Genomic DNA, 25,240 nt, shown 5'->3' with positions numbered 1-25,240 from the left:
AAATGAAGAGAGAAAGTAAGCTACTTATTTTTCCACTCGCGCTGCTGATTATATATTCATCATTTTTTTTGGTATTTAACAAAAAGCCGCCGCTGACCTCACCGGATGAGGTAAATCACTTCTCGCGCAGCGCCGCGCTGGCAAATGGATATTTCACTTTAGTCGGACAGCCTAATTCGGGCGGCGAGATAGATAATGCCATCATCGAGGCTGGTGCGGCTGAGAAAGCCATCGAAAACTCGTTTAATCCGCAAGACTTTTCAAACTACGTCAATAAGCTTCAGGATCTGACCTTTACGGGCAGCAACGCATTTTATGCAATGCCTAACGTTGCCTATTATTTCCCCGCGGTTTATACGCCGCAGGCGGTGACGATAGCGATTGCAGAAAAGGCCGGACTGACGTTTTATCAGACCTATTTCTTTGCCTCGACGGTGACCTTTACGGTTTCGTTGTTGATTATACTGTTGGCCTGGAGAATCTACCCAATACCGCCTTTGGCATTGGCAACGCTTATTTTGCCGATGTCGCTGTATCAACTTTTCTCGCCGACGATAGACGGACTTAGCATTAGCTTCGCTATCCTGGCGATGTCGATTTTCATGAATCTGGTGAAAAATCCTGTCTCGGAAAAATACAACTCGCTCGTGACGTTAATGAGCATTTTTATATTCTTCCTGGCGGGATCGCGCGCTAACCTGCTGCCATTTGTGCTGTTGCCGCTCTGGCTTTTCGGCCTCAACAAACGAAAAATCAATCTGGTCTGGTTTGTGGTTACCACGGTTGCGGTGTTGGGCTGGACGGTGTTTGCCTTAAAGACCACGCACAATACGGTGGTCACGCTGCATCCCGGCGTCGAGGCCACGGACGTTATCAAGTACTACATTTCTCATCCGCTGGAAGTGATTAAGGTATTAGTCCATACGCTGACCGATGCGAAGCTGGTCGCCACCTATTTCATCACCTTTATTGGTTTACTGGGGGTGCTGGACTCGACCATCAGAATTGAATTCACGGTTATTTTCGCCGTTTTCATTATTTTCATGATTCTGAAAACCTTCGTGAAGGACAGAGTGGTCAGCGAGAAATGGACGGCGTGGTTTATTATCCTGATCACCATCGCCGCCGTGTTCCTAATTTTCCTCGCACTGCTGGCACAGTGGTCACCGTTCCCGGCGGTTGAAGTTGCAGGCGTGCAGGGGCGTTACTTCCTTATCCCACTGGCGATGCTGGCCTACGCATTCAAATTTAACTATTCGAACCCTAAGGCCTATTTCTGGCCATTGGCGATTGCCTTTGTTCTTTCCGTTGCGGCGATTTATGTCTCAATGGCGGACAGATACGCGAGCAATATCACCGAGAGCAGCCGGATTATTTATCATTCGCAAAACCGCTATTTCCTTTGGTAAGGCGGGGGGGATAAACAGCTCGCGGTAAAAGCTGAGTTGATGTGACGGTTAATAAAAGGCATGAGACCCTTCCGGGCTCATGCCTTTATCATTTAGGCTTTGGGGAATATCCAGACATCGTTAGCCGGCAGGGTCAGGCGACAAAGCGCGGCTTCTCGGGTATCCGAACCATAGGCTCGAATGACAAAATCGTCGGCCTGGGTACGGAACAGATATTCCCAACGATCGCCAAGATACATGCTGGTCAGGAGAGCGAGCTCGAGCTGATTATCCTGCTGCTGGTCGGTTATTCGCACTCGCTCGACGCGGATAACCGCGGTTCCTTCCGCTCCCGCCTGGAGGCTCTGCGCCGCTTTACCCCATAATGTCCAGTCTTTGCCTTCAATCCTGGCCATGCCGTCGCGGATCTCGGTGACTTTACCGTGCAGCCGATTATTGCTGCCCATAAACTCGGCGGTAAACAGGGTAGCGGGGGAGCCATACATCTCCTGAGGCGTGCCCTCTTGCTCTATCTTGCCGTTGTTGAGCAGCAAAATGCGGTCGGAGATGGCCATCGCCTCATTCTGATCGTGCGTCACCATCAGCGCCGACAGGCCGAGTTTAATAATCAGTTCGCGCAGAAATACCCTGGCCTCCTCGCGTAGTTTGGCATCGAGATTCGACAGCGGTTCATCGAGCAGAATAACCGGCGGGTTATAGACCAGCGCGCGACCAATCGCTACCCGCTGTTGCTGCCCACCGGAAAGCTGATGCGGATGCCGATTGCCAAGATGACCGAGCCCAAGCTGGTCAAGCACCGCCTGCACCCGCTGTTTACACTCCGCCGACGCCGTATTGCGCAGTTTCAGCGGATAAGCAACATTCTCGAACACCGTCTTGTGCGGCCACAGCGCGTAGGACTGAAATACCAGACCGAGATTACGCTCCTCGGCCGGGATTTCGCTACGCGGCGTCCCGGCATAAACGGTATTCTGGCCAATGACTATTTTCCCCTGAGTCGGCTTTTCAAGTCCGGCGACGGCCCGCAGCAGCGTTGTTTTTCCGCTGCCGGAAGGGCCCAACAGGGAGACCACCTCACCGCGACGCAGCGTCATTGACACGCCTTTCAACACCGGATTGTCGCCATAGGTTAAATGCAGATCTTCGACCGTCAGTTCAATCATGTAATTTAACTCCAAATCGCAGGGCAATCCCCAAACCGAGCACCACCAGCAGAATATTGATAAAAGACAGCGCGGCAACAATATCGATTGCCCCCGCCGCCCACAGCGATACCAGCATCGAACCGATAGTCTCGGTACCCGGCGAAAGCAGGTAAACACCGGTGGAATATTCGCGTTCGAAAATCAGGAACATCAGTAGCCATGAACCGATCAACCCATAGCGTGAAAGGGGGATGGTCACGTGGCGGGTTATCTGTCCGCGCGTCGCGCCCGTGCTGCGTGCGGCCTCTTCCAGCTCCGGCGCAACCTGTAGCAGGGTGGAGGAGATTAACCGCAGTCCGTAGGCCATCCATACCACCGTGTAGGCTAACCACACGCTGAAGATGGTGCTGCGCAGTTGCCGCAGCCAGACAATGAAATGCTCGCGCAACCCATCGGCGAACGGCAAAACCGACAGCCAGCCGTCTTTAAGCGACCTGTCCAGCCACATCGGCAGGAACAGGAAGACCCACAGAAACGCTAACCCCGCCAGCAGCCCCGGCACCGCCCGTGGGACTAGCACGCTGTAGTCAAGAAAGCGGGTCGCCCCGTCCGGTTTACGGTGCATCGCAATTCCGATAAACAGATAACACACCACCGCCAGCGCGCCGCCGATAACGCCGATGGCCATCGAGTTGACAATCGCCCGCAGCAGGTTGGGCTGCTGCCAGATAGTGCGGAAGGTGTTGAGTGACATCTCGTCCCAAATCGACACGCCGACGCCCCAGTTGGAAATAAACGCGCGCAGCACCACGCCGACCAAAGGAACGCCGATGGTGATAGTGAGCCAGAAAACGACCACCGCGCCTGCGACCCAGCGCCATTTTCCCAGCGGCAGGGCGCGTGCCTGCGAGGCTTTGCCTTTCATGGTCACAAAGCGGTTAGCGGTGCGCATCAGGCGGCGTTGCAGCATCACCAGGGGAATCGTGATGCCAATAAGCACCACCGCGACGGCGGCCATCAGATGATACGAAGGCGTGCCCAGCTTATTGGTGAGCTGATACAGGTAGGTTGCCAGCACCAGATTACCCTCGGGGTCTCCCAGGACCAGCATCAGCCCAAAGACCTCCAGCCCGAGGAAAAATAGCAGCACGCAGGCGTAGAGAATTGACGGACGTACCATCGGCAGGCTTACAGCAGTCATGACCTGGAGCGGGGAAGCACCGGCGATCCGCGCTGCCTCCTCGACGTCAGACCCGACGCTGCGCAGCGCCGAGGAAATATAGAGGTAGGCGTGAGGAACGTGGGTGAGTCCGGCAATCACCACGATGCTCGACATCGCATAGATATTCCACGGTACGAAGCCAAACAGCGACTCGGCCCACAGCGAGAAGAATCCGACCGGGCCTGCCGCTACCACATACCCGAATCCCAGCACCATCGGTGAAACAAAGATAGGCACCAGAATCAGCGGCTCGATAAATCGTCGGCCCGGTAGGTCGGTTCTGACCATCAAAAACGCCAGGATCCCGCCGAGCGGGATGGCGATAACCACCAGGCCGAAGGCCAGAATAAATCCGCTTTTCAGCGCCTTGTAAAAATCGGGATCGGTAAAAATAAATTCGAACGATTCCAGGCTGAAGACTTTGGAGGGGGAGAAGAACGGTGCCGAGAGGAAACTCTGAATCACGATAAACGACAGCGGCACATAGATAACCAACGCGGTTATGACCACGACGACGCTGCGGGGCAGGCTCTGCCACTTCCGAAGATAACTACGCATGCAGGAGTCCCTATCATTTTTATAAGTCAGCGAGTTAAGGCTCTCTCCTGCTTGAGAAGAAAGCCTGGGTCATCGGTGTAAACGCCCTTATTTTGCCGCGGCTTCACGCCACTGTTTGATGTAGTCCAGACGTTTTTTCTGTTGCAGATATTCGAGCAGCGATTCATCGACGGGGATGGGTTTCAGGGCATTGCCCAGCATTTTGGTCATGCCATCGATGTCGTTTTTACCGTCGATATCGTGGCGAATGGACGGGATATCGGCCTGATTTGCCAAAATGTTCTGACCTTTCTCGGACAGCACGTAGTCGAGCCACAGTTTCGCCGCGTTGGCGTTGGCCGTGTCTTTGGTGATGAAACTCACCCTTGAGAGCACCAGGGTATAGTCTTTGGGATAGGCGATGCCGAGCGTAGGATCCGTTTTGGCGCGTGCTTCGGCGTAAGAACCGAGGATGTTAAAGCCAATCAGGTTTTCACCCGATGAGACCCTTTCCATCATAGTGCCGGTAGAGGACTGGACCGTCAGACCGCCTTTGGCAATGTCCGCCAGGCGTTTGAAATAGTCAGCGTCGGCCTTGAAGTCCTGCACCGAAAGCATAAAGCCCAGCCCCGATTTTTCGATGTCATAGGTGGTGACTTTCTTCTTGAATTTGTCGGGCTGGCCTGCAATCAGCTTCGCCAATGCAGCATGGGAATCGGGTACATCACCCGCTGGGATCAGCCGCTTGTTATAGATAAACACCACCGGTTCGTAGGTGGTGCCGTAGGCCTTATTCTTCCAGACCGCCCACTTTGGAAGCTGGCTTTGTTCCGGCGAAGCATATTCTGCAGCGTAGTCGGTGGCCAGCTTCAGCGCGGTGTCCATTGAGGAGCTCCACACCACGTCTCCGCTGGTGCCGCCCGCAGCCTGCTCGCTGATGTAGCGGTTATAGAGTTCGGTGCTGTTCATGTCGTTGTATTCGACTTTTACCCCCGGATAGGCGGCCTCAAAGCCTTGTATCAACGGCCCGGCCGCTTTGGTATCGGTGGTCGAATAGACCACCACTTTTCCCTCTTTCTTTGCTCCCTCTACCGTTTTCTGATAATCCGCAGGATAACCCTGCGGCAGGTCGGCCAAGGCCTGAGTTGAAACGATAACTAACAGCGCCACCAGAGATATTTTGAATTTAATTAACATAAGTTTTAACCCTTGGTTACATATCGGAAACATAAAGTTAAACTTATAGGGGATGTGCAGTAGGGCGCAACGATGTTGATTCTTTATCTTCTCGTTTTGTGAGGCTGGGCGATTTTCGTCTGTTTCAATCAGGCCAGATATTGCCTGAACCATTTAATCGTGCGGTCCCAGGCCAGATCGGCGGCGGTTTTGTCGTAGCGCGGCGTTGAATCATTGTGGAAACCGTGGTTCGCACCTTTATAAACGTAGCCTTTATAGGTTTTTCCCGCCGCCTTTAGCGCGGCCTCGTAGGCAGGCCATCCGTCGGTGATGCCTTTATCCCGTTCGGCGTAGTGCAGCAATAAAGGCGCATTGATGCGCGGAACGTCTTCGGCTTTGGGCTGCCGACCGTAGAAAGGCACTGCCGCGGCAAGCTCAGGAAAGGCCACTGCGGCCGCGTTCGCGACGCCGCCACCATAGCAAAAACCGGTAATACCGACTTTGCCGTTAGTCTGCTGGTGGTGCATCATAAAATCGACCGCGGCAAAGAAGTCGTTCATCAGCTTGGTGGGATCCACTGTCTGCTGAAGTTCTTTGCCTTTCTCGTCATTGCCCGGATAACCCCCAACCGACGTCAGCCCATCGGGGGCCAGCGCAATAAATCCGGCCTTCGCTACGCGCCGCGCCACGTCTTCAATGTAGGGATTCAATCCGCGGTTTTCATGCACCACCACCACGGCGGGTGTCTTACCGGTCGCCCCGGCGGGTTTAACCTGATAGGCCCGCACCTCGCCATTGCCCTGCGGCGATGAGTAGTGGATGTATTCCGGCACAATTGCCGGATCGGTGAATTCGACCTGCTGCGCCAGCGCATAGTCAGGGCTCATGGCGCTGAGCAACGTCATACCGGCCATGCCACCCATAGTGTATTTGGCCGCCATTGACAGAAATTCGCGTTTAGTGATTTTACCGTGGGCGTAGTAGTCATAGAGTTCAAGCAGTTCAGGGGGGAAATCTTTGGCGGTCAGACGTGTCATGGCAACTCCCGATGTTAAGAGGCAAGGATTAGCGCGCTGCTAAAAATATAGCCGCTGTATCAAAATTAGCCTCAGGCCGGTCGGGGAAGACTTAGTTCACTTTGCCTGCGGGGTGCGGTTGTCGGAAGAGAGTCAATGAGTAGAGGGGGTAAAAGAGCGGGGAGTAACAAGACCCTCGTCATTGGCGCTGACTTGCCGGTGACGAGGGACGTCGGACTTACTTGAAGGTGATACGCACCACTTCGTCAGGCGAGGTGGCTTCTTGCTGACGGGTAGACTGCTGTTTCACGCTGACGTAAAGCGTCTGACCGTCGGCTGATACGGCCAGGCTCTGCGGATGCGTTGGGACATCCAGCGTTTCAAGCACTTTATAGCTGTCGGCATCGATGATGCTGACCTTACCAGCGTCACGGTGGGTCACATAAACTTCATTACGCGCCGGGTTAAACAGCACGGCCAGCGAGGCTGGAACGGCAATCTTTTGCAGCACTTTGCCGTTCTCGGTGTCCAACACCAGCAGGCTGGCCTCTTTGGAATCAGTCACAAAGGCGCGATGCCTGGCGGTATCCAGGCTGATATTCAGGTAGAAATGCTCACCCGGATTATCGATTTTAACGCGCGACAGGATCTTGTCTGTTTTAGTATCGATGGTCAGGAATTCGTTATCACCGTTGGTGATGTAAAGGCGAGAGGCCTTGGCATCAATCGCCAGACCGGTCGCCATCTTACCCACGCCTTCAATGGTGTGGCGCAGCGTCAGGTTTGCGCCATCTAACACCCAAATCACACTCTCTTTGCCCAGACCGGCGACGTAAAGCGTATTGGTGGCTTCATCCACGGCCAGCTCGCGTGGCGCTAAGGGACGCTCTTTCTCGGTGCGCGGGCGGCTGTCCAACACCCGCTCTTTCAGCACTTTATTGGTTTTAGCGTCTACCGAGGTAATCGCGCTGCTGGTGGTATTGCCCAGGAATACGGTATCGGTCTTATTGTTAAAAGCCACGCCAAACGGCTTGAGATTAGTCATGATTGACTGGCTCACGGCAAGGCTGGTTGGGTCCAGACGATAAAGCACGCCGTTCTTTTCCTGACGTCCCTGTGAAGAGGCAACAAACAGCGCTTTCTGATCTGCGCTGTAAGCCAGCTCGTACACGCCTTTGCCGACCGCTTTTCTCTCCATCGACACGTGGGTGTCGGCGAACAGAGAAGAAGAGAACAGTACTGAGGTCAGCAGCAGCGCTGAGGTCATTGCAGATTTCGCCGGTGTAAAACGAGATGACATCATTTTCTCCATAAATTAATCATTGTCCCTTTCCTGCCGCGAGCCTCGCAGTGGGCGCATCGCGCTGTCCTGGTTATCTTTTAAAGAAAGAGAGGGAGGTTTTTTCGCGGGTAATAATTATCATTATCTGCTGCAAATGAAAAGCATTATCATTAATTTGTGGCGATATGTTACGGAGTTTGCCGCCTGATGCGGAGAATTTAACAACCAGATTTTTCAGGTTTTTTAACGATTTCTGGCCATCTTCTTTACTGCATTTAAAGGGCCGTAGCTGCGCTATTCTTTATATGCAAAAAGGATATAGATATCTAATTAAATAAATTATAAAGCTATATGCCCGTGAGTATACTTCCCCCATTCCGGCACAAAAAACCAACCGGATCCTCTCATTTATAAGGGTAGCTCATGCGCAAATTGCTCAATAAAACCAAAACTAACGTTAATGGCGCTTTCCTGCTGGCCGCCGTAGCCGCGACCATGTTGACCGGTGGTGTTCTGGCACCTCTTTCGGTGGCGCACGCGGCGGATAAGTCTTCCATTAAGGTCGGCATTATGAGCGGCGAAGATGAAGACGTATGGCGTGAAGTCGTCAAGCAGGCAGCGGCCAAGGGGCTGACAGTTAAAACTGTCGTATTTAACGACTACAACCAGCCCAACGAAGCATTGCAGGAAGGAGAGGTGGATGCCAATGCCTTCCAGCATCAGCCTTTCCTGAACAACCAAATCAAAGTGAATCACTACGATATCGTGCGCGTGGGTGACACGGCGGTATGGCCGATTGGCCTCTATTCAAAGAAAGTGAAATTAGTGAAGGACTTTAAAGACGGCGCGGTGATAGGGGTGCCAAATGACCCTTCTAACGAGGCGCGTGCGCTGGTGTTGCTACAGGAACAGGGGCTGCTTAAGCTCAAGCCGGGCGCAGGGATTGCCGCGACCACCGCCGACATTGTCGCCAATCCGAAGCATCTTAAAATCAAGGAGCTGGACTCCGGCGTTATTGGTCGTTCTGTGCCAGACCTCGACGCTGCCGTCGTCAACACCGACTGGGCGCTGAAAAGTGGGTTGACTCCCGAGGACCGCATCGCGCAGGAACCGATTAAAAATAACCCTTACACCAACTTTATTGCCGTAAAGAAAGAGAACGTCAACGCAACGTGGGTCAAGACGTTGGTGAGTTCTTATCAAAACGAACCGGTGAAAACGGTGTTTAACGAGGTTTATAAAGGGACAGGCGTAACAACCTGGTAAGGAATTGAAAGTATGACAGCAATCTCTGAGACCGAGGCACATTTTACCGCCAATACGCCGGACGGGAAACACGCCAAAGCGTCGGCGGTGAGTACTTCCTCGCAGACGGCACGCAACCCTTTCGCCGAAGATGTTGAAGACGTGGTGCGTCTGCATCGCGTTAATCGCCGATTCGGCAATACGCAGGCACTCAAGGATGTGTCATTAACCGTTAAACGTGGGGAGATCCTCGGGATCATCGGTCGCAGCGGGGCGGGCAAGTCGACCCTGATCCGCTGTCTTAACGGACTGGAGCAGCCCGACGACGGTACGATCGAAATCGAAGGCCATGCGATAACCGGCCTGAGTGAGAAACAGCTGCAATCGGTGCGAAGCCGCGTGGGCATGGTGTTTCAGCACTTTAATCTGCTGTCGGCCAAGACCGTCGAGCAAAACGTGGCGCTGCCGCTGAAGATTGCGGGTTACGACAAGGCCAAACGCCGTGAACGTGTGGCGGAACTGTTGGCGTTGGTGGGGCTGGAGGATAAAGCCAGGCAGTATCCGGCCGGACTTTCTGGTGGGCAAAAGCAGCGTGTGGGGATTGCCCGCGCGCTGGCCGCCAATCCGGCCCTCCTGCTTTGCGATGAGGCGACCTCTGCGCTGGATCCAGAAACCACGCGTTCGATTCTTGCGCTGCTGCAATCGTTGAATCAGAAACTCGGTATCACCGTGCTGCTGATTACCCACGAGATGGAGGTTATCAAGAAGGTTGCGCATCGGGTGGCGGTAATCAACGCCGGGGAGATAATCGAGCAGGGGCCGGTGTGGCAGGTGTTTGCGCATCCCAAGACTGCGCTAACGCGTACCTTGCTCAGCGGACTGCTGCCGCAGCTGCCCGAGGCGCTCAGCGAACGCTTGACGCAGACGCGGCAGGGCGAGGCGATTTACAGCGTGCACTATGCAGGACAGGACCGACAGGGCGAAATTCTTACCCTGATGTCCTCCGAGCTGGCGGGGCAGTTCCGCCTGATTCAGGGCGGCGTCGAGCACATTCAGCATTACGCCGTCGTCCGTTTCTTCTTCTCGGTACCGGTTGCCAATACCGACGCCGAACAGACAATTTTACACTGGCTGCAGCAGCACCAGGCACAAGTGGAGCTCGTTGGCTATGTCACCCGTGATGCTTGATTTACTGATCAACGCGATTGAAGACACGCTGTTGATGACCGCCATTTCTGGCCTTATCTCTCTGGTCGCCGGTCTGCCGCTGGGCCTGATTCTGGTGATGACCAGCCCCGGCGGCATCGCCGAGAATCGCTGGGTCAACCGTTCGCTGGGCCTGGTGATTAACGGTTTTCGTTCACTGCCGTTTATCATCCTGCTGGTGGCGCTTATTCCCGTGACCCGTTTTCTGATTGGCACCTCGCTCGGCGTATGGGCTGCGATGGTGCCGCTCTCGGTCACCGCAACGCCGTATTTTGCCCGCGTGGCAGAGGTTTCGCTACGTGACGTCGATCGCGGGCTGATCGATGCAGTGCGCGCGATGGGCGCCAGCAAGCTGCGCATCGTTTGGGACGTGCTGATTCCCGAGGCGCTGCCGGGCATTCTCTCCGGTTTCGTGGTTACGCTGGTGGCGCTGATTGGTGCGTCGGCGATGGCCGGGGCTATCGGTGCCGGTGGTCTGGGCGACCTCGCCATTCGCTATGGGTATCAACGGTTTGAAACCACCGTCATGGTTGAGGTGATTGTGGTGCTCATCGTGATGGTCTGCGGTATTCAGTGGCTCGGCGACCGTATTGTCGCTAAGGTTGATAAACGCCACTAGAGCCTGAGCGTTGCTTGCGTCAATCATTTGTGCCGCAGTCGGAATACTTAATTAATCCCGCCGACTGCGGTAAACTCCCCCTTTACGCCACACTTCAGAATCGATATCTATGACAACCGAACACAATCTCGCCGTTATGCACTGGGGCACCTATCGCGTCACGACCTCTGAAGGCACGCTGACGGCGATTGAACCGGTTGAATGGGACCGCAATCCCTCGGCCATTGGTCAATCGCTGGTCGATGCGGTTCACGGGCCAAGCCGTATTCGCCGTCCGGCGGTGCGCCTCGGTTACCTGAAGCAGGGGCGCGATTCTCGCCACGGGCGCGGCAAAGAGCCTTTTGTCGACGTCAGCTGGGAGACTGCGTTAGCGCTAGTGGCCGACGAGCTGAGCCGGGTAAAGAATACCTACGGCAACGGGGCGTTTTACGCCGGATCCTACGGCTGGTCAAGCGCAGGGCGTTTTCATCATGCCCAGAGTCAGCTGCATCGCTTTTTCAACCAGTTGGGCGGCTATACCGGCAGCACCAACACCTACAGTCTGGCGGCCGCAGAACGCCTTTTGCCGCACATTATCGGCGACCTCGACGTATTGCAGAAACAGCACACCCACTGGTCTTCGCTGGCGGAGCACTGCGAGATGTTTGTGGCGTTCGGTGGTCTGCCGCTGCGCAATGCACAGGTCAACGGCGGCGGAGCGAACGATCACTCCCTGAAGCACTGGCTCGGACAGATGCAGCAAAACGGCACCCATTTTATCAACGTCAGTCCGGTCAAAAATGACCTTTCCGGCGTCACCAACGCCGAGTGGCTGTCGTTGAAACCCGGCACTGATACGGCACTGTTGTTGGCGTTGACCCACGTCTTGATTGAAGAATCTCTGTATAACGCCGAGTTTGTCGCCAGCCACACGGTGGGCTTCGCACAGTATAAAGCCTATCTGCTGGGCGAAAAGGACGGGCAGGCCAAATCACCAGAATGGGCGGCACCGCTTACCGGAATTGCCGCAGAGAAAATCCGCAGTCTGGCGCGACAGATGGTGGCCAAACGCACGATGATTAATATCGCCTGGTCGTTGCAGCGCGCGCGTCAGGGCGAACAGACGTTCTGGGCTACGGTGGCGCTGGCCGCGCTCATCGGCCAAATAGGGACCCTTGGCGGCGGACTGGGCTTTGCTTATGCCAGTACTAATCTGGCCGGTGCCGATCGTCGTACCTTCTCTGGCCCGCGTTTCCCGGCGGGGCAGAATGCGGTGAGCGACAAGATACCGGTTGCGCGCCTCTCCGACATGTTGCTCAATCCTGGGGGCAACTACCAGTTCGACGGCAAAGACTGTCAATATCCCGATATTCGCGTGGTGTATTGGGCGGGTGGTAACGCCTTCCACCATCATCAGGACCTGAATCGACTGGTCGAGGCCTGGCGTCAGCCTGACACGGTGGTGGTGCACGAGCAGTACTGGACTGCGCAGGCCAAGTTCGCCGATATCGTCTTCCCGGCGACCACCTCTCTCGAACGCAGCGATATTGGCAGCTCGAGCAATGACGGATTTATGATTGCGATGCGCCAGCATATTCCTGCGCAGGGTGAAGCACGGGACGACTACGCGATTTTTCACGCGCTGGCCGAGCGTCTGGGCTTTGGCGAAAGCTTTAGCGAAGGGCGTGACGCCGAGGCGTGGATCCGCTTTATGTATGAAAGTTCGATCCCACGGGCACAGGCCGACGGCATTGAGTTACCGCCGTTCGACGAGTTTTGGCAGCGCGGGAAACTGGAATATGCGCGTCCTGACGCGCCGCAAATCTTCCTCAAAGCGTTTCGCGAAAACCCGCAGGCGTCGCCGCTGGAAACGCCGTCCGGTAAAATCGAACTGTTCTCCCAGACGGTGGCAGATTTTGGCTATGAAGAGTGTCCGGGACATCCGTTCTGGTATGAGCCGGACGCGCAGGCGCAGCGTGAAATGGCCGCCCGCTGGCCGCTGCATTTGTTGTCCAGCCAGCCGAGAACGCGTCTGCATAGCCAGTACGATCAGGGCAGCGAGAGTCGCCGTACCAAGGTTCAGGGGCGTGAACCGCTGTGGCTGCATCCTGAAGATGCCGCCGCGCGGGGCGTGACAGAGGGCAGCGTGGTGAAGGTATTCAACTCGCGCGGAGCCATCTTGGCCGGGGTACATCTGAGCGAAGACATTCGGCCCGGCGTGGTGCAGATGTCGACCGGCGCCTGGTACGACCCGCAGGACTCGAGCCAGCCAAACTCGCTCGACAAGCACGGGAATCCGAACGTACTTACCGAAGACATTGGCAGCTCGCGCCTGGGGCAGGGATGCAGTGCGCAGAGCTGCTGGGTTGAGATAGCGCCTTGGCAGGGGCAGCTGCCCGACGTGACGGCCTTCGAACCGCCGCCGTTTGTCCGCGCAGACTAAGAGACCGCTGAGATGATGACGCCGCAAAAGCACGCCACGCTTGATGATTTTATCGTTGAGACGGAATACGGCGTTATCGGTGATGATGCGGACGTGCGCTATCTCAAAGTGAGCTTCTGCACCGAGGCTTATCGCGAAGAGGATTTTGCCAGATACGCCATCAACAAGCCTGACAGCCTGACGCGCGCAGTGCCAAAACGTAAAGCGGAATACCTGGCGGGCCGTTACTGCTGCGCTGCGCTGTTGCGGGGGTTCTCGGTCTCCTCCGAGGTGACAACCCATCAAGACCGCTCACCTTGCTGGCCTCAGGGGATGCGTGGCACAATATCTCACGGCACGGTGTCGGACGGATACAGTCAGGCGATGGCTATCGTGACCTCTCGCCCACAGCTGTGTCTCGGGGCAGATATCGAGGTGCTTAACCGGGAGGTTTTACGCGAAATCTGTGAAACCTTTACCCAGCCTGCCGAGCGAGAGTATCTGCAAACGCTGGCGATAGATCTGGACTTTAGCCTGTTGCTGGCATTCTCGGCAAAAGAAAGTTTATTTAAGGCCTTATATCCTCAGGTAAAGACTTTCTTTGGATTTGAATATGCTTCTGTCGATTCAATTAATACGCTAAATAAAACCTTTGTCTTAAGATTTAACAGGGATTTAAATGAGGTATTTACAGCCGGTGTTAAAATAAAGGGAAGCTATGCGTTTGACGGTAAAATTATTATTACGATTGTGGTTATAGATTCGCTTTCGCCTTTCTAGGTTAAATCTTACTCGGCACCTTTTACCAGGCGCTAGCGCATTATTCATGGTAACATTATGTATTATTTTTTTACTTCTCTCATATAAGAAATTGGACCATAGTATTTGTTCCTTTACGACTCCCTTGCACAAATTCCCTTCAAAGAATGGGCTTCCCATTCAAATTGAAAGCAGAAAAAGTCTTTTATTATCAATTAGGTAATAAAATTCCCACGGTGACAAGAATTATAAAACCATAACAAAACGTTAGCCTCGATGTCAAAACAGGAGAGGAAATGGATAGCAATTTACTGTTTCAGGCACTGGATAATACTCTACAGAAAATTCAGCGTGCCGATAGCAAAGAAATGCTGCAAGCCATCTGCGGCAATTTTTTTAAACAGGCCGGGATCGACTATTTTATGTTCGCTCTCTGTCACTCAAGCTCTCTGGCTGACCCTGATATTCTGATCATCGAAAACCTGCCGGCAGACTGGTGCGATTTCTATTTTCGACGCGGGTTTCAGCGCATCGATCCGATAACCGCTTACTGTTTCTCTAACACGGTGCCTATCCACTGGCATAAGCTTATCCAGTTGCCTGAATACCGCGATTCGCAGTTTCAGGTCATGATGCATAACGCGAAAAGTTTTGGATTAACGTCGGGTCTGAGTATTCCACTGCGTACCGTCACCGGTGGGTCGGGAATGTTGAGTCTGATTAGCCGCCAGACGGCCGACAAGAGTGAAAACAGCTTCAATATCCTCACGCCTTACGCCATGCTGTTAACCAGCCATTTGCTCGAAAGCGTCAACCGCAATAACTGGATGAACAAAGAACAGTCGCTGGACAAGGTGAAACTGACGGGGCGGGAATATGACTGCCTGTTCTGGGCCTGTGAAGGAAAGACCTCATGGGAAATATCGAAGATATTATGTATCAGCGAAAGAACGGTGATGTTTCACCTTAATAATGCGACCGAGAAATTTGGCGCAAAAAATCGCCAGCACGCGGTTGCCAAGGGTATCCTCGGCAATATCATCCGGCCGAAAATTTATCCGGATGATACGCCGTAACGCATTTATTCAGAGAGAAGATGGGTCTTCTTGAAGCCCTGTGGACTCTTGAGGCCATAGCCCAGCGCGCGGTCAAAACCGATATGCACAATCCAGATTAACGCTAGCATTAACACCTGTGGGTAGAGGGGATAGAATGCTAACAATATAATCGGCAACACATAGTTATGCGTCAGATTATATAAAAATGCACCGGCGCGATTGTTAAATAAATAGCCCACCATTGCCAGGTCAGGCACCAGAATGAAATAACAGAAATAGAGCCAGCTGAAGTGAAAGTGCCAATACAACGTCAGGCCCGAGAGCAGTAAGAGCAGATTTTCACAGCGTACAATGACCAGATGCTGTAATTGCATGATAATTCCTCTTTTTATCGCGATAGCGGTAATTGTTCCAATACGGAACCTAGCTTTTTAAGAAAATCACTGGCATGAGTGCGAATAAAAAAATGTCCGCCTTCATGCAGTGATGTAGAAAATTGCCCCGTCGTACTGTTTTTCCACGGCCGCTGAGCTGAAATATCCACCAGCGGATCGGTGTCATTGGCAAATAAATGCACCGGGCAGGGCAGCGTTATCTCAGGCCTTACGGGGGCATGCGATTCGCACAGCGATAAATCGGCCCGCACTATTTCCAGCATCCAGCTCACCCAGGCTTTATTCGCCAGCAGCTCTGCGTCCAACCCCCCAAACGAGCTGATAAACTTCAGCAGCGTGCTGTCGTCCATCTCGCGGTTGGCGTTAAACGGATAGGCAAACTGCGGCGCACGCTGGCCACTGACCAGTAGCGCACGCGGTGCAAACCCACGCTGACTCGCCCGCAACGCCAAATCGTGTGCGAACCAGGCACCCATGCTGTGACCATAAATCGCAAAATTTACCTCAGGCAGCTGCGGTAACAAAGCCTCGGCGACCTTCTCCGCCAAGGTCCGAAAGTCGGTTTCCTTCGGCCGCCTGTGCTGTCCCTCGCGTCCTGGAAATACCAGCGGGCAGACGTTTATCCACGCTGGCAGCGCCAGCCGCCAGCGGGTGAAAATCGCACTGCTTCCCCCAGCGTAGGGGAAACAGAGCAGATTCAAGCGGCCGTCGTGCGCCAACGTATGCGCCAGCCAGTTATCCTGTTCGAGCGTTGCGGCATCGTTCATCAGTCGCTCCCGACTTTCCCGCTCAGCACCGGAGCAATAACCTCTGCTTTCTTCGGCGGAGCGATATTTCGGCGACGGCTCAGCAACGCTTTGGCTTTCCATAATGTTCTGAATATCAGCGCCTGCTTCTTACGCGACGGGAAGCTTGCCATGATGGACGCCAGCACCCACGGGGCGACCAGATGCATGTTATTGGGTGAGCCGTGCACGTCTGCCAGGCAATACACCCGTGCGTCCGCCGCAATCTTCTTCAGTGACTGAATTTCCGATGACGGGATGATTTCGTCATACTCGCTTTGCAAATAATGCACCGGGATAGCCAGCTTCGGCGCGTCGTTAAGGGTAATCTGCCAGTCGGGCATCTGGATGAACAGCGATTCCCGCGTCAAACCTGTTAGATGCGACAGGGTGCGACGGGTCGCCAGCGGTACCGCCGTCGAGTTGTATTGACGGAAGAAGCTGGCAACCGGTGCGCCGACCGTAGTAATGCCGCGAATGCGGCTGTCCTTTGCCGCGGCGAGCAGGGCAAGGTGACCGCTAAAGCTCAGCGCCATCAAATGACACTGCTGGGTATCGGCACGGCCCTGCAACGCGTCCAGAATCTGCGAGAAAAGCGTCCAGGTTTCCGGCGTATAGCGCAGGGTGTTTTCACCGACGCCCGGCATCTCGGTCACCACGACGCACAGCTTGAGCCGCTTAGCCATCAGCAGAAAGCGCGCCCACTGTTCCTTGATAGAGATTATGCCGCCGCACACCACCACCACCGGCCAGTTTTTGTCCAATCCGGTGGCGTAGGCCTTGAAGGCTCCTTCGGCGAGTACCAGCGTCTCAAACTTGACCTTGGCCTGCGCCATCGATTTCTCGAAGTTTTCGATGCAGGCGTCATGCGCCGTTTGCTGCATCTCGTTTTCGACAAACGGAAAACGTGCCAGGTTGTAAAGCTTGGCGGCATCAGACCAGTTTTGCAGCTGTTCCATCTGGAGCGCGACCCTGCACCATTCTGCGGTCCAGCTGCCCGCTTCGCTGCCTTCGGCGTGGGTTATCCGCTTAAGGATCTCCTTGACGCCGCCGGGTTTGAGCTGCTGAGCCTCACAGTGCAGCAGGACAAAATTTTTCAGTTCTTCGAGATATTCTGCTTCTTCTTGTCGATGCATGCTTAGCCTCCTTCCTGAAAGAGTTGCAGCTGGAGCTGTCTGCGGTAGGCGATACGGTTATTAATCTTGCGCTGTATGAAAGTGAATTGGTTAAGGGCGCAATAATTGACGCGCCTTAAAAACTGCTGCATTGGCGTATGTGCGCCGAGGAGTTTTTCCTGACGCTGCTGCAAATTGACCACGAAATCGACGTCGGCCTGGCGCTTGGCCTGAAACGCCTTGAACAGCGAGATATCGACACTGTTTTTCTCCAGCCCACTGACCAGCATCGGGGCCAGCGTGATGGCATCCTGAATCGCCAAATTAACGCCCTGACCGAGCAGCGGCGTCACGGTGTGCGCCGCATCGCCTATCAGCAACAGGCCTTCACGTCCCCACTGCGGCGCGGTAGTGGTAAAAATATCCAGCAGGTGAATGTCGTTCCAGTTGCGGACATGCTCGCGCACGTGCTTGCCAAAGCCCGCGTCGATGCCATCAACCAACTGATAAAATGACTCGATTCCCTCGCGACGCAGCGCCATAAACCCGCCTTTAGGTATATTGACACCGGCGCGGTAGTAGTCGGGGAAAGTGGGCAGCAGGATCAGGTGGTTAGCGCCATCTATCATAATGCGAGCGGTATTCTCGGGCGCATCGGCGGGCAGTGGCACCTTGAACCACAGTACGTCACGCGCCGCCTGATGCTTCTTCCATTCAATCTTGCCGAGGTCGCGAATCTTGCTGTAGCGACCGTCGGCACCGACCACAACGCGTGCCCGCAGGACGCGAGGTTCCTTCTCGTCGTGCAGACGATAGCTCACGCCGCTGACGGTGTTATCCGACCACAGCAGCTCGTCGCAGGTCGCGCCGCGAATAATTTTACAGTTGGCGTAGGTTTCCAGACGCTTAAGCAGCGCGCTCAGCAGCACCGGCTGCGGAATATCCATCACGTACTTGTGGCGGTAGGGAACCTTGGTGTAGTTAATGGTGAGCAGCGACTTTCCGCGCTCGGTCAGCATCATCCGGTGCGTCTCGAGACAGCCGTGCTCAAGCAGGTCATCTAGAATGCCCAGCTCTTTGAAAATACTTACGGTATCCGGCTGCATGGATTCACCACGAAACGAACGTTTGTAGCTCAGTGAACTCTCAAGCAGAGTGATATCCACTCCCGCTCTGGCCAGTTGTAAAGCCAGTACTAATCCTGCAGGCCCTGCGCCAACAATACAGATATCAGTCATCACTCATTCCTCTTTGGGAAACTTAGGCAGCGGGCAGTTGCGCCACGTTTTCATTGTTGTCGAAGGCGAACTTTTCCAGCTTGTTTTTGATTTTTGACAGGATCTCGGCGGAAACTGCGCCGTCGAGAATGCGGTGGTCAAACACCAGCGTCAGCGTAGTAGCATGGGCCACCGTCAGTTGGCTGTTCTTGACCCACGCACGTTCGGTGATATCGCCCACGCCCAGCGTCAGCGTCGATCCCGGCAGCGGGACAAAGCGCGTGACGGCGCGGCCGCCGAGCGAGGTCACCGTAAACGAACCCTGCACGCGGCTTTTTACCTCCGGGCGGCGCATGGCCAACCGAAACAGCAGCCTGCCGAGCAGAAGTGGCGCTTTCTGGATCTTACGGATTGGCGCGAAGACTTCGGCGCTGGCAATTTCCTGCGTCTTGAAGTAGTCGATACGCGCCTGAATGGCGGTAAGCGACAGCTGGTCGGCGCCCTCAACCACGGCAGAGGCAACGACGCGCTGTTCGTCAACGGTTTTATCCAACGTAAACTTGGCGTTCACCTCACCGAGCGTCACCAAGCGCGGAAACAGCTGGCCGATGAGCATGCTGTTCGCCGCCGGGTACTCCGCCACCACCTGCGCCATCGCCTGAATAAAGTAGGCGAGATAGCTGTAACGCTTGCCGCTCTGCTGGCGATGCCGCACCACTTCCGTCATTTCGACGTCGGTGTCGATAGACACGGGACGATAGGCATGCGACTGCTCCAGAAACAGCAGCGTATGCTGGCGCTGTTTCGGAAAAGGCTGCTGAGTGTGGCTCATGCTGCGCTCCTGCGGGTCAGGTCAAACAGCTGGCGCAGCGTGTTAGCCTGCAGATAATCCGCCACCGGCAGACGCACATTCAGCTCCTTCTCCAGGCGGCTCATCAGGCGGACGGCGTTGATAGAATCCCAGTTCTCCAGATTGACGAGCGGCACATCCAGCTCCTCTTCGGTTGCATCGGTCGCCATGTAGCCGTTAATGAAAGACAAAAATTCAGAGGGCGTATTCATAAAGGTGTCTCCTGATATGAGGCAATCAATTCAATGTGGTTAGGGACAACGGCAGGAGCCTCGAGCGCATGGCAGTATTCACTGAACTGCGCGTTGCCCTCGCTGAGCGTGAAGCCGTGCCGGGTATAAAAATCGGCAACCTGCTGGTTTTTCTGCGTCGGAAGATAGCGTGCACGGATCTCCTCGCAGCCCTGACGCTGCGCCCAGCTCAGGAAATGGTTGAGCGCGGCGGTTTCCAACTGTCGTGAGAACACGCGGCAGCTGAGCAAGAAGTTGTCTATCCACAGGCTGTTGTGCTCGCGGTGATAGAACAGGCAGCCGATGACGCCGTATTCGCCGAAACGATCGCTGCTTTGCAAAGCGATGATGCCGTGCTGCGGCTGGGCCAGATAAGCCTGAACCTCGCTTTCGCTCATGCGACGGGTGGTCATGTTGAACTGATTGGTGCGCAGGCTCAGTTGGGCGACGCGAGCCAGCTCTTGTCCCTGCGGCGTGAAGAGCCGCAGTTTGAGCTGTAACTCTGCGAGAAACGCCTCAAGCGAGGTGGACGCATTGCGCAGCGATTTGCGTTTGGCCTCGGTCTGATACAGCTTGCTGCGCTGGTAGTCTTCCGGATTCAGTTCCAGCTGGCAGAAGTGGTTGCCTATGACCAGCGCGGCGGCGTATTCGGCAGGGTCACTGCCGGGATCGACCACGCTAATCTGCGGATGCTGATTCCTGACCTCTTCGCGTTCGAACGCGCTGTCATCGACGAACACCAAACTGTCGCTGCCGATATTGAGCAGCTCGCTGATGGTTTGCAGGGCATCGCTTTTTGGCTGCCAGTTGGCGACGATGGCCGAGAAATCATCTATTTTCAGCACCATATCTTCACGTTGTTGCAGAAGGTTGATGACGTTTTCGCGTTCGTTTTTACTGCTGATTGCCAGCAGGACGCCCTGTGCTGAGAGGCGTTTGATCACCTGCTGGAAGCTCACGAACGCCTCGCCGGTGGCGCTGTTGCTGAGCTGAATACCCTCGATACCGTCATCGCCCAGAATGCCTCCCCACAGGGTGTTGTCGAGATCCAGCACCAGGCATTTCTTCGCCATGCCGCGGCTGGCAAACACCATGGCCGCGACTTCACCGGCGAGGGCGTCCAGCAGTTCGTTGCTCATCAGCGTGCGGGCATAGAATCCCAGGCGGTCATCGCGCAGCGGGAAGTCGGCGCTCAGCAGGCTTTGAGTATCGATGACGAAAACGTGGCGATAGGTTTCCGCCAGCGCCAGCAGGTCGGCGTTAAACTGGGCCCACCAACGGCTGATGCGCGCGCGTCCGCGATAGTCCAGGCACTGCTGTAGCGTCTTGCCGCTGAGCGGCAGCGTGTTGAAGACCAGTAGGCCGCTGGCCTGCTGGTGGTACTGTTCGGCAAACTGTGTCAGCTGGTGGAGCTTGTTGCGCAGCCCTTGTTCAATATCCTCTGGATGCCAGTTCGGGCCTAGCTCGTCCAGCACCGAGTGTCCGTCGAGCAGGCAAAGCGTCAGCTCGGGCGACGAACGATAGAGGCTGCTGTCGGCGTTGAGCAACTCATAGTGATACTGGTTGTAGTCCGACAGATAAAATTCAGGCAGCATGCCGCGCGCCAGCAGACGACTGCGCAGCGTATCGGCGATCGTCTGATAGGAGAAATTACTGACGACGGCGAGACGGAAGGTGCTGCCACCCTGCTCGCGATAGGCCTCTGCCGCTAGCGTGCGCAGGTTAACCCCGGCGTGTAATCGGTCATCGGCGCTGCTAATGGCCCCGAGATGGCGCTGGAGTGAGGGCAGCGCGTCGGTCGGAAATCCCGCCTTGCGCAGGGCGGTTATCGCGTTTAAAGGGGTTTGTGTCATCATTTCACTCCGTGATGCTGTAGCGCCAGACCGCCGCTCAGCCAGCGTGAAGACTCGACCGTCAGAGCAATCGCGCGCTGACCCGGCTGAAAGGTCTCCAGCAGGTGGCTGAGCTGGAACAGCAACAGGGCGTTGCCGTTGTTGCCGGTTTGCGCCACGCAGTTGATGGTTTTTTCCGTCGGCAAGCGTAGGGCGTCGATGAGCCGTGCGGTCATGCGGCCCGACAGCTGCGGCACCAGGAACCAGTCAATCTCGTCCGGCGTGGCCTCAAGCACTGACAGCATGCGCCCCAGCTGCTCTTCGGCGATGAGCGGCACGTGAGTTTCAATGTTCTTGTAATCTTCGCGCAGCATCTCCTGCTCGATGATGCGGCTGCCTTGCCAGTTGACGATTTGCCCGGCGGGCAGGGTAGATTCGGTCATCCGATACTGCAAATGGGTGATGGCGAGCGGGCTTTCGTCGGCGTTGGCGGTCAGCACCACCGCCCCGGCACCGTCACCGAACAACGCGAAGTTAATGATTTCCGAAGCCAGCGAATCGCTGTAATCCTTCAGGGGATCGATGAACTTGTTGCAGATGTCTGCGCCGATCACCAACCCGTAGCGATAACGACCGACGGACAGCAGATCGTTGGCCAGGTTGAGCGCCTGCATAGCTCCACAGCAGCCAGACTGCAGCTGATAGGTCGGAATATTGAACATTTCAAGGTCATGCGCGACCTCGTTGACCGTGGCCGGCATCAGCTTGTCCGGCGTTGCCGTCGCCAGAATAATGAAATCGATTTTGCTTTTATCGATCTGCGCGTTGTCGATGGCGGCAATTGCCGCCTGACGGGCGATATCCATCAGCGAATAGTGCTGAACGCCGCTGTTCAGGTCGGTGGCGAAATAGCGCGATTGATTGCCCAGATAGAGTGAAATCCACTCTTCATTGAGGGCAAAGCGCTGCGCCAGCGCTGCATTACTGACCGGTTTACCGGGTGTGCAGAGTCCGAGGCCCTTGATATACATGGTCATACTTTCTCCTCAGCAACGGCTTTGCCGTTTTCCATCAACGTGGTGACGCGATTGATTAAGTCATCGACGGTGACGATGGTCAGAGTGTCGGTAAACGCCAGTTTCTGTTTCTCTGGCAGGTCTTTATTCAGGATGTCGATCAGTTCGATGACGATGATGGAGTCCAGCCCAAGGTCTTCACTCAGACGCAGATTGCCCTTGATAGCCTGTTGCTCACAGGCGAGGATCCTCGCCAGCGTCGTCACCACAAACTCACCCCCAGCGTGGTCTTGCTGGCGTAGGGCAACGCTTTCGGGCGTTGAAGCGGGTGCGCGAGTCACGCTGGCCTGGGTGACCGGCTCCAGCCAGAAGCTGGAAGGCTGGAAGGCGTAGGCCGGTAGCCTGCTGCGGCACTGGCCTCGCTTGCCCCGATTCAGGTTGAGCAGGACGCCGTGGTCGTAAAGCTGAGCCACCGCCTGCAAATGCTGGCGCAGCGCGTCTTTCGCGGTGTCACTTTCACTTACCCACTGAATCTCGCCGCGTTCCGCCGGAGCTGCGACGGTGGAAAGCACCAGACGACTGCCGCAGGCCTGTAGCGCAGCCTGACGTCCTTCAGCGCCTGCGTGGCCTTCGTCGAACAGTTGCAGCCATTCGTTAAGCGGCGGCAGCAGCGAAACCGATTGACCCTGGTAGCAGGAGATAAACGGCGTGTGCGGCTCTCGCTCTGGAATGCGGTGAAAATACTGCTGATACTTTTCAAACGGCGCGGTGGATTCCAGCTGGAAGTCATCGCAGGTCAGCACTTGCTGCAAATGCAGTATTTCGGCGTGCTGTGCGACCAGATAGACCGCATCTTCCAGCGTGAGGAGCCCAGACAGGCAGGCCGCGACGTATTCGCCGACGCCTTCGCCAATCACGCTTACCGGTGCAATACCTTCGCTGGCCCACAGTTGGGACAACGCGTAGTTCCACGAGAACACCGCGGGGAGCCAATAGCTTTGCTGACCCGGAGAGAGCGGCGCATCGTTGGCGAACATTTGCGAGATAACCGAATGCCCCAGCAGCGGATAAAACAGGCTGTCGCAGCGCTCGATGGCTTGTCGAAACGACGGCGCATGATTAAACAACGACGGGCAGAAGGAGAGCGCTGCCGAAGACGGACTCGCGAGATACAGCGCCGTTAAGGCGTGCGGTTTTTTCGACGTATTCGGGCTGAGCGAGAACTGGCGCAGCTGTTTTTGCAGTTCGTCGGCGGTTGATGCCACCCAAGCCTTTTTCGCCCGTAACAGGCTTTTCACCTCACGCGACTCGGTCGCCAGCGCGGCAAGGTCACAGTCTGGATGCGTATCGAGATAGCTCGACAAGGCGCGTGCCTGATCCGCCAGCGTATCGGCAGTCGGCGCAGACAGGGTAAAAAGCTGCGGCTGGCGAGGCTCGGAACGCGGCTGAACGCGGGCGTCGGCGCGCTGCAGGACCAGGTGACCATTGGTGCCGCCAAGCCCGAAGCTGCTCAGACCGACCAGCGTGCGGCTGTCTTGCTCAAGCGTGAAGCCGAGCGGCGGCAGCTTGAGCGCTATGTTTTTCTCAAGAATGGCGTTCGGCGTGTCGGCATAGAGGCTGGCCGGAACATAGCCATGATGCAGCATCAGGGCGAGCTTGATGACGCCCGCGATACCCGCTGCCGCCTCGGTGTGGCCAATCAGACCTTTCACCGAGCCGATGTGGCAAGGACGCTGGCGCTCTGGGACATTAAGCACGTTGTTCAGTGCCTGAAGCTCAATTCTGTCGCCCAGCTCTGTGCCGGTACCGTGGCACTCGACGTAATCGATCTCTGCCGGGGAAATCCCCCATTGCTCATAGGTCTGCGACAGCAGCGCCTGCTGTGCAAAACGGTTCGGTGCCGACAGGCCGTTGCTTTGCCCGTTATGATTGACCGTGCAGCCCGCTAGCGTGGCGTAGGTGCCCGTGTCTTGCGCTACGCGCTGCAACAGCACCACGCCGACGCCTTCGCCGCGCACAATGCCGTCGCTGTAGCGGCTGAACGGGTGACATTCGCCTTTAACCGAGGCAATACCGGCGCGCTGATAAAACTTTTGCAGCATCGGTGTCGCAATCACGTTAACGCCTGCCACCAGCGCATACTCACAGTCGCCGTTGCGCAGGCTTTGTACGGCATAGTGCATCGCTAAAATCGAAGACGAGCAGGCGCTGTCCAGACTCAGGCTTGGCCCTTTAAAATCATAATGATACGACACGCGGTTGGCGATAATCGCCAGACCGTTGCCGGTAATCATATGGCTGTTGATGTTGTCGTCATCGGCAATCGAGCGCGCCGCCCAGTCGTTGGCCATCGCGCCGACGAAAACGCCGGTTTTACTGCCGCGCAGCGACTGTGGCGCGATCCCCGCATCCTCAATGGCGTGCCAGACGTTTTGCAACAACAGGCGCTGCTGCGGGTCCATCAGTTGGGCTTCGCGATTGGAAATTCCAAAAAATTCGGCGTCGAAATGATCCACGCCTCGGATAAATCCTCCCGCCAGCTGGCGGCGGCAATAGTCGGCAGGCTGGGCGTTGACCGAGCTACGGCGGGTCGAAATTTTGTTGTTTTTAACCACCTGCCAGTAAGCGTCCAGGTTCTCTGCACCGGGAAATTGACAGGCCATCCCGGTGATGGCGATTTTGTCGGCGTTCATTCCAGACTCTTTCATTCCAGCTTCTCCTCTCG

The 25,240-nt window shown here is 55.6% G+C and carries 21 protein-coding genes; 7 read left to right on the top strand and 14 right to left on the bottom strand.

Annotated elements, in window-relative coordinates; all coding sequences use genetic code 11:
* Positions 1-2: 2 nt before the first annotated feature.
* Entirely contained in the window at positions 3-1,409 is a 1,407-nt protein-coding gene (locus tag BS640_RS07255; protein WP_084912278.1) for a DUF2142 domain-containing protein, read from the top strand.
* Positions 1,410-1,501: 92 nt separating this feature from the next.
* Here BS640_RS07255 and BS640_RS07250 read toward each other — a convergent pair whose 3' ends face one another.
* The 5 genes from BS640_RS07250 to yncE form a co-directional block, all read right to left on the bottom strand.
* A complete protein-coding gene (locus tag BS640_RS07250; protein ID WP_017492581.1) occupies positions 1,502-2,572 on the bottom strand; it encodes an ABC transporter ATP-binding protein in 1,071 nt (356 codons plus the stop codon).
* Positions 2,565-4,334: an ABC transporter permease gene (locus BS640_RS07245; RefSeq protein WP_017492582.1), complete on the bottom strand. Its 1,770-nt coding sequence runs from the start codon at positions 4,332-4,334 to the stop codon at positions 2,565-2,567. The genes BS640_RS07250 and BS640_RS07245 overlap by 8 nt, the downstream gene beginning before the upstream one ends.
* An 87-nt stretch (positions 4,335-4,421) precedes the next feature.
* Positions 4,422-5,510, bottom strand: a complete 1,089-nt coding sequence (locus tag BS640_RS07240) for an ABC transporter substrate-binding protein (RefSeq protein WP_017492583.1) — start codon at positions 5,508-5,510, stop codon at positions 4,422-4,424.
* Positions 5,511-5,638: 128 nt separating this feature from the next.
* Positions 5,639-6,526: a YghX family hydrolase gene (gene yghX, locus BS640_RS07235; protein WP_017492584.1), complete on the bottom strand. Its 888-nt coding sequence runs from the start codon at positions 6,524-6,526 to the stop codon at positions 5,639-5,641.
* Positions 6,527-6,743: 217 nt separating this feature from the next.
* Positions 6,744-7,805, bottom strand: coding sequence for a 7-bladed beta-propeller protein YncE (gene yncE / locus BS640_RS07230; RefSeq protein ID WP_084912306.1), 1,062 nt, complete (start codon positions 7,803-7,805; stop codon positions 6,744-6,746).
* A gap of 405 nt (positions 7,806-8,210) precedes the next feature.
* Between yncE and BS640_RS07225 the strand changes: the two genes are divergently transcribed.
* From BS640_RS07225 to BS640_RS07200, 6 genes are all read left to right on the top strand, one after another.
* Entirely contained in the window at positions 8,211-9,053 is an 843-nt protein-coding gene (locus tag BS640_RS07225; protein ID WP_017492586.1) for a MetQ/NlpA family ABC transporter substrate-binding protein, read from the top strand.
* Between the two features lie 12 nt (positions 9,054-9,065).
* Positions 9,066-10,220 carry a methionine ABC transporter ATP-binding protein gene (locus BS640_RS07220; RefSeq protein ID WP_084912277.1) on the top strand — a complete coding sequence of 385 codons (1,155 nt, stop codon included), beginning with the start codon at positions 9,066-9,068 and terminating at the stop codon, positions 10,218-10,220.
* Complete coding sequence (locus BS640_RS07215; RefSeq protein ID WP_084912276.1) at positions 10,201-10,857, top strand: methionine ABC transporter permease; 657 nt, start codon at positions 10,201-10,203, stop codon at positions 10,855-10,857. The genes BS640_RS07220 and BS640_RS07215 overlap by 20 nt, the downstream gene beginning before the upstream one ends.
* A 109-nt stretch (positions 10,858-10,966) precedes the next feature.
* On the top strand, positions 10,967-13,279 hold the full coding sequence (locus tag BS640_RS07210; protein WP_084912275.1) for a molybdopterin-dependent oxidoreductase: 2,313 nt from the start codon (positions 10,967-10,969) through the stop codon (positions 13,277-13,279).
* Between the two features lie 12 nt (positions 13,280-13,291).
* Entirely contained in the window at positions 13,292-14,038 is a 747-nt protein-coding gene (locus BS640_RS07205) for a 4'-phosphopantetheinyl transferase family protein (RefSeq protein ID WP_017492590.1), read from the top strand.
* Between the two features lie 275 nt (positions 14,039-14,313).
* Complete coding sequence (locus BS640_RS07200) at positions 14,314-15,093, top strand: LuxR family transcriptional regulator (RefSeq protein ID WP_017492591.1); 780 nt, start codon at positions 14,314-14,316, stop codon at positions 15,091-15,093.
* Between the two features lie 5 nt (positions 15,094-15,098).
* On the opposite strand, the gene BS640_RS07195 is transcribed toward BS640_RS07200, so the two are convergent.
* From BS640_RS07195 to BS640_RS07155, 9 genes are read right to left on the bottom strand one after another with little or no spacing between them, the layout of a single operon-like run.
* A complete protein-coding gene (locus BS640_RS07195) occupies positions 15,099-15,449 on the bottom strand; it encodes a DUF4260 domain-containing protein (protein WP_017492592.1) in 351 nt (116 codons plus the stop codon).
* 14 nt (positions 15,450-15,463) lie between these two features.
* Positions 15,464-16,237, bottom strand: coding sequence for a thioesterase II family protein (locus BS640_RS07190; protein WP_017492593.1), 774 nt, complete (start codon positions 16,235-16,237; stop codon positions 15,464-15,466).
* Positions 16,237-17,391: an alpha/beta hydrolase gene (locus tag BS640_RS07185; protein ID WP_017492594.1), complete on the bottom strand. Its 1,155-nt coding sequence runs from the start codon at positions 17,389-17,391 to the stop codon at positions 16,237-16,239. Before BS640_RS07185 ends, BS640_RS07190 begins: the two co-directional genes overlap by 1 nt.
* Before the next feature lie 2 nt (positions 17,392-17,393).
* On the bottom strand, positions 17,394-18,608 hold the full coding sequence (locus BS640_RS07180) for an FAD-dependent monooxygenase (RefSeq protein WP_017492595.1): 1,215 nt from the start codon (positions 18,606-18,608) through the stop codon (positions 17,394-17,396).
* A gap of 22 nt (positions 18,609-18,630) precedes the next feature.
* Entirely contained in the window at positions 18,631-19,419 is a 789-nt protein-coding gene (locus BS640_RS07175; protein WP_017492596.1) for a 2-oxo acid dehydrogenase subunit E2, read from the bottom strand.
* A complete protein-coding gene (locus BS640_RS07170; RefSeq protein WP_017492597.1) occupies positions 19,416-19,649 on the bottom strand; it encodes an acyl carrier protein in 234 nt (77 codons plus the stop codon). The genes BS640_RS07175 and BS640_RS07170 overlap by 4 nt, the downstream gene beginning before the upstream one ends.
* Positions 19,646-21,523 (bottom strand): HAD-IIIC family phosphatase, encoded by a 1,878-nt coding sequence (locus BS640_RS07165; protein WP_084912274.1) that lies wholly within the window; start codon positions 21,521-21,523, stop codon positions 19,646-19,648. The genes BS640_RS07170 and BS640_RS07165 overlap by 4 nt, the downstream gene beginning before the upstream one ends.
* Positions 21,520-22,536, bottom strand: a complete 1,017-nt coding sequence (locus BS640_RS07160) for a 3-oxoacyl-[acyl-carrier-protein] synthase III C-terminal domain-containing protein (protein ID WP_084912273.1) — start codon at positions 22,534-22,536, stop codon at positions 21,520-21,522. Before BS640_RS07160 ends, BS640_RS07165 begins: the two co-directional genes overlap by 4 nt.
* A complete protein-coding gene (locus tag BS640_RS07155) occupies positions 22,533-25,223 on the bottom strand; it encodes a type I polyketide synthase (protein WP_158086746.1) in 2,691 nt (896 codons plus the stop codon). Before BS640_RS07155 ends, BS640_RS07160 begins: the two co-directional genes overlap by 4 nt.
* Between the last annotated feature and the right edge of the window lie 17 nt (positions 25,224-25,240).

It is taken from the genome of Rouxiella badensis (assembly GCF_002093665.1).
Taxonomy (GTDB): domain Bacteria; phylum Pseudomonadota; class Gammaproteobacteria; order Enterobacterales; family Enterobacteriaceae; genus Rouxiella; species Rouxiella badensis.
This window is presented reverse-complemented; position numbering and strand designations above follow the sequence as displayed.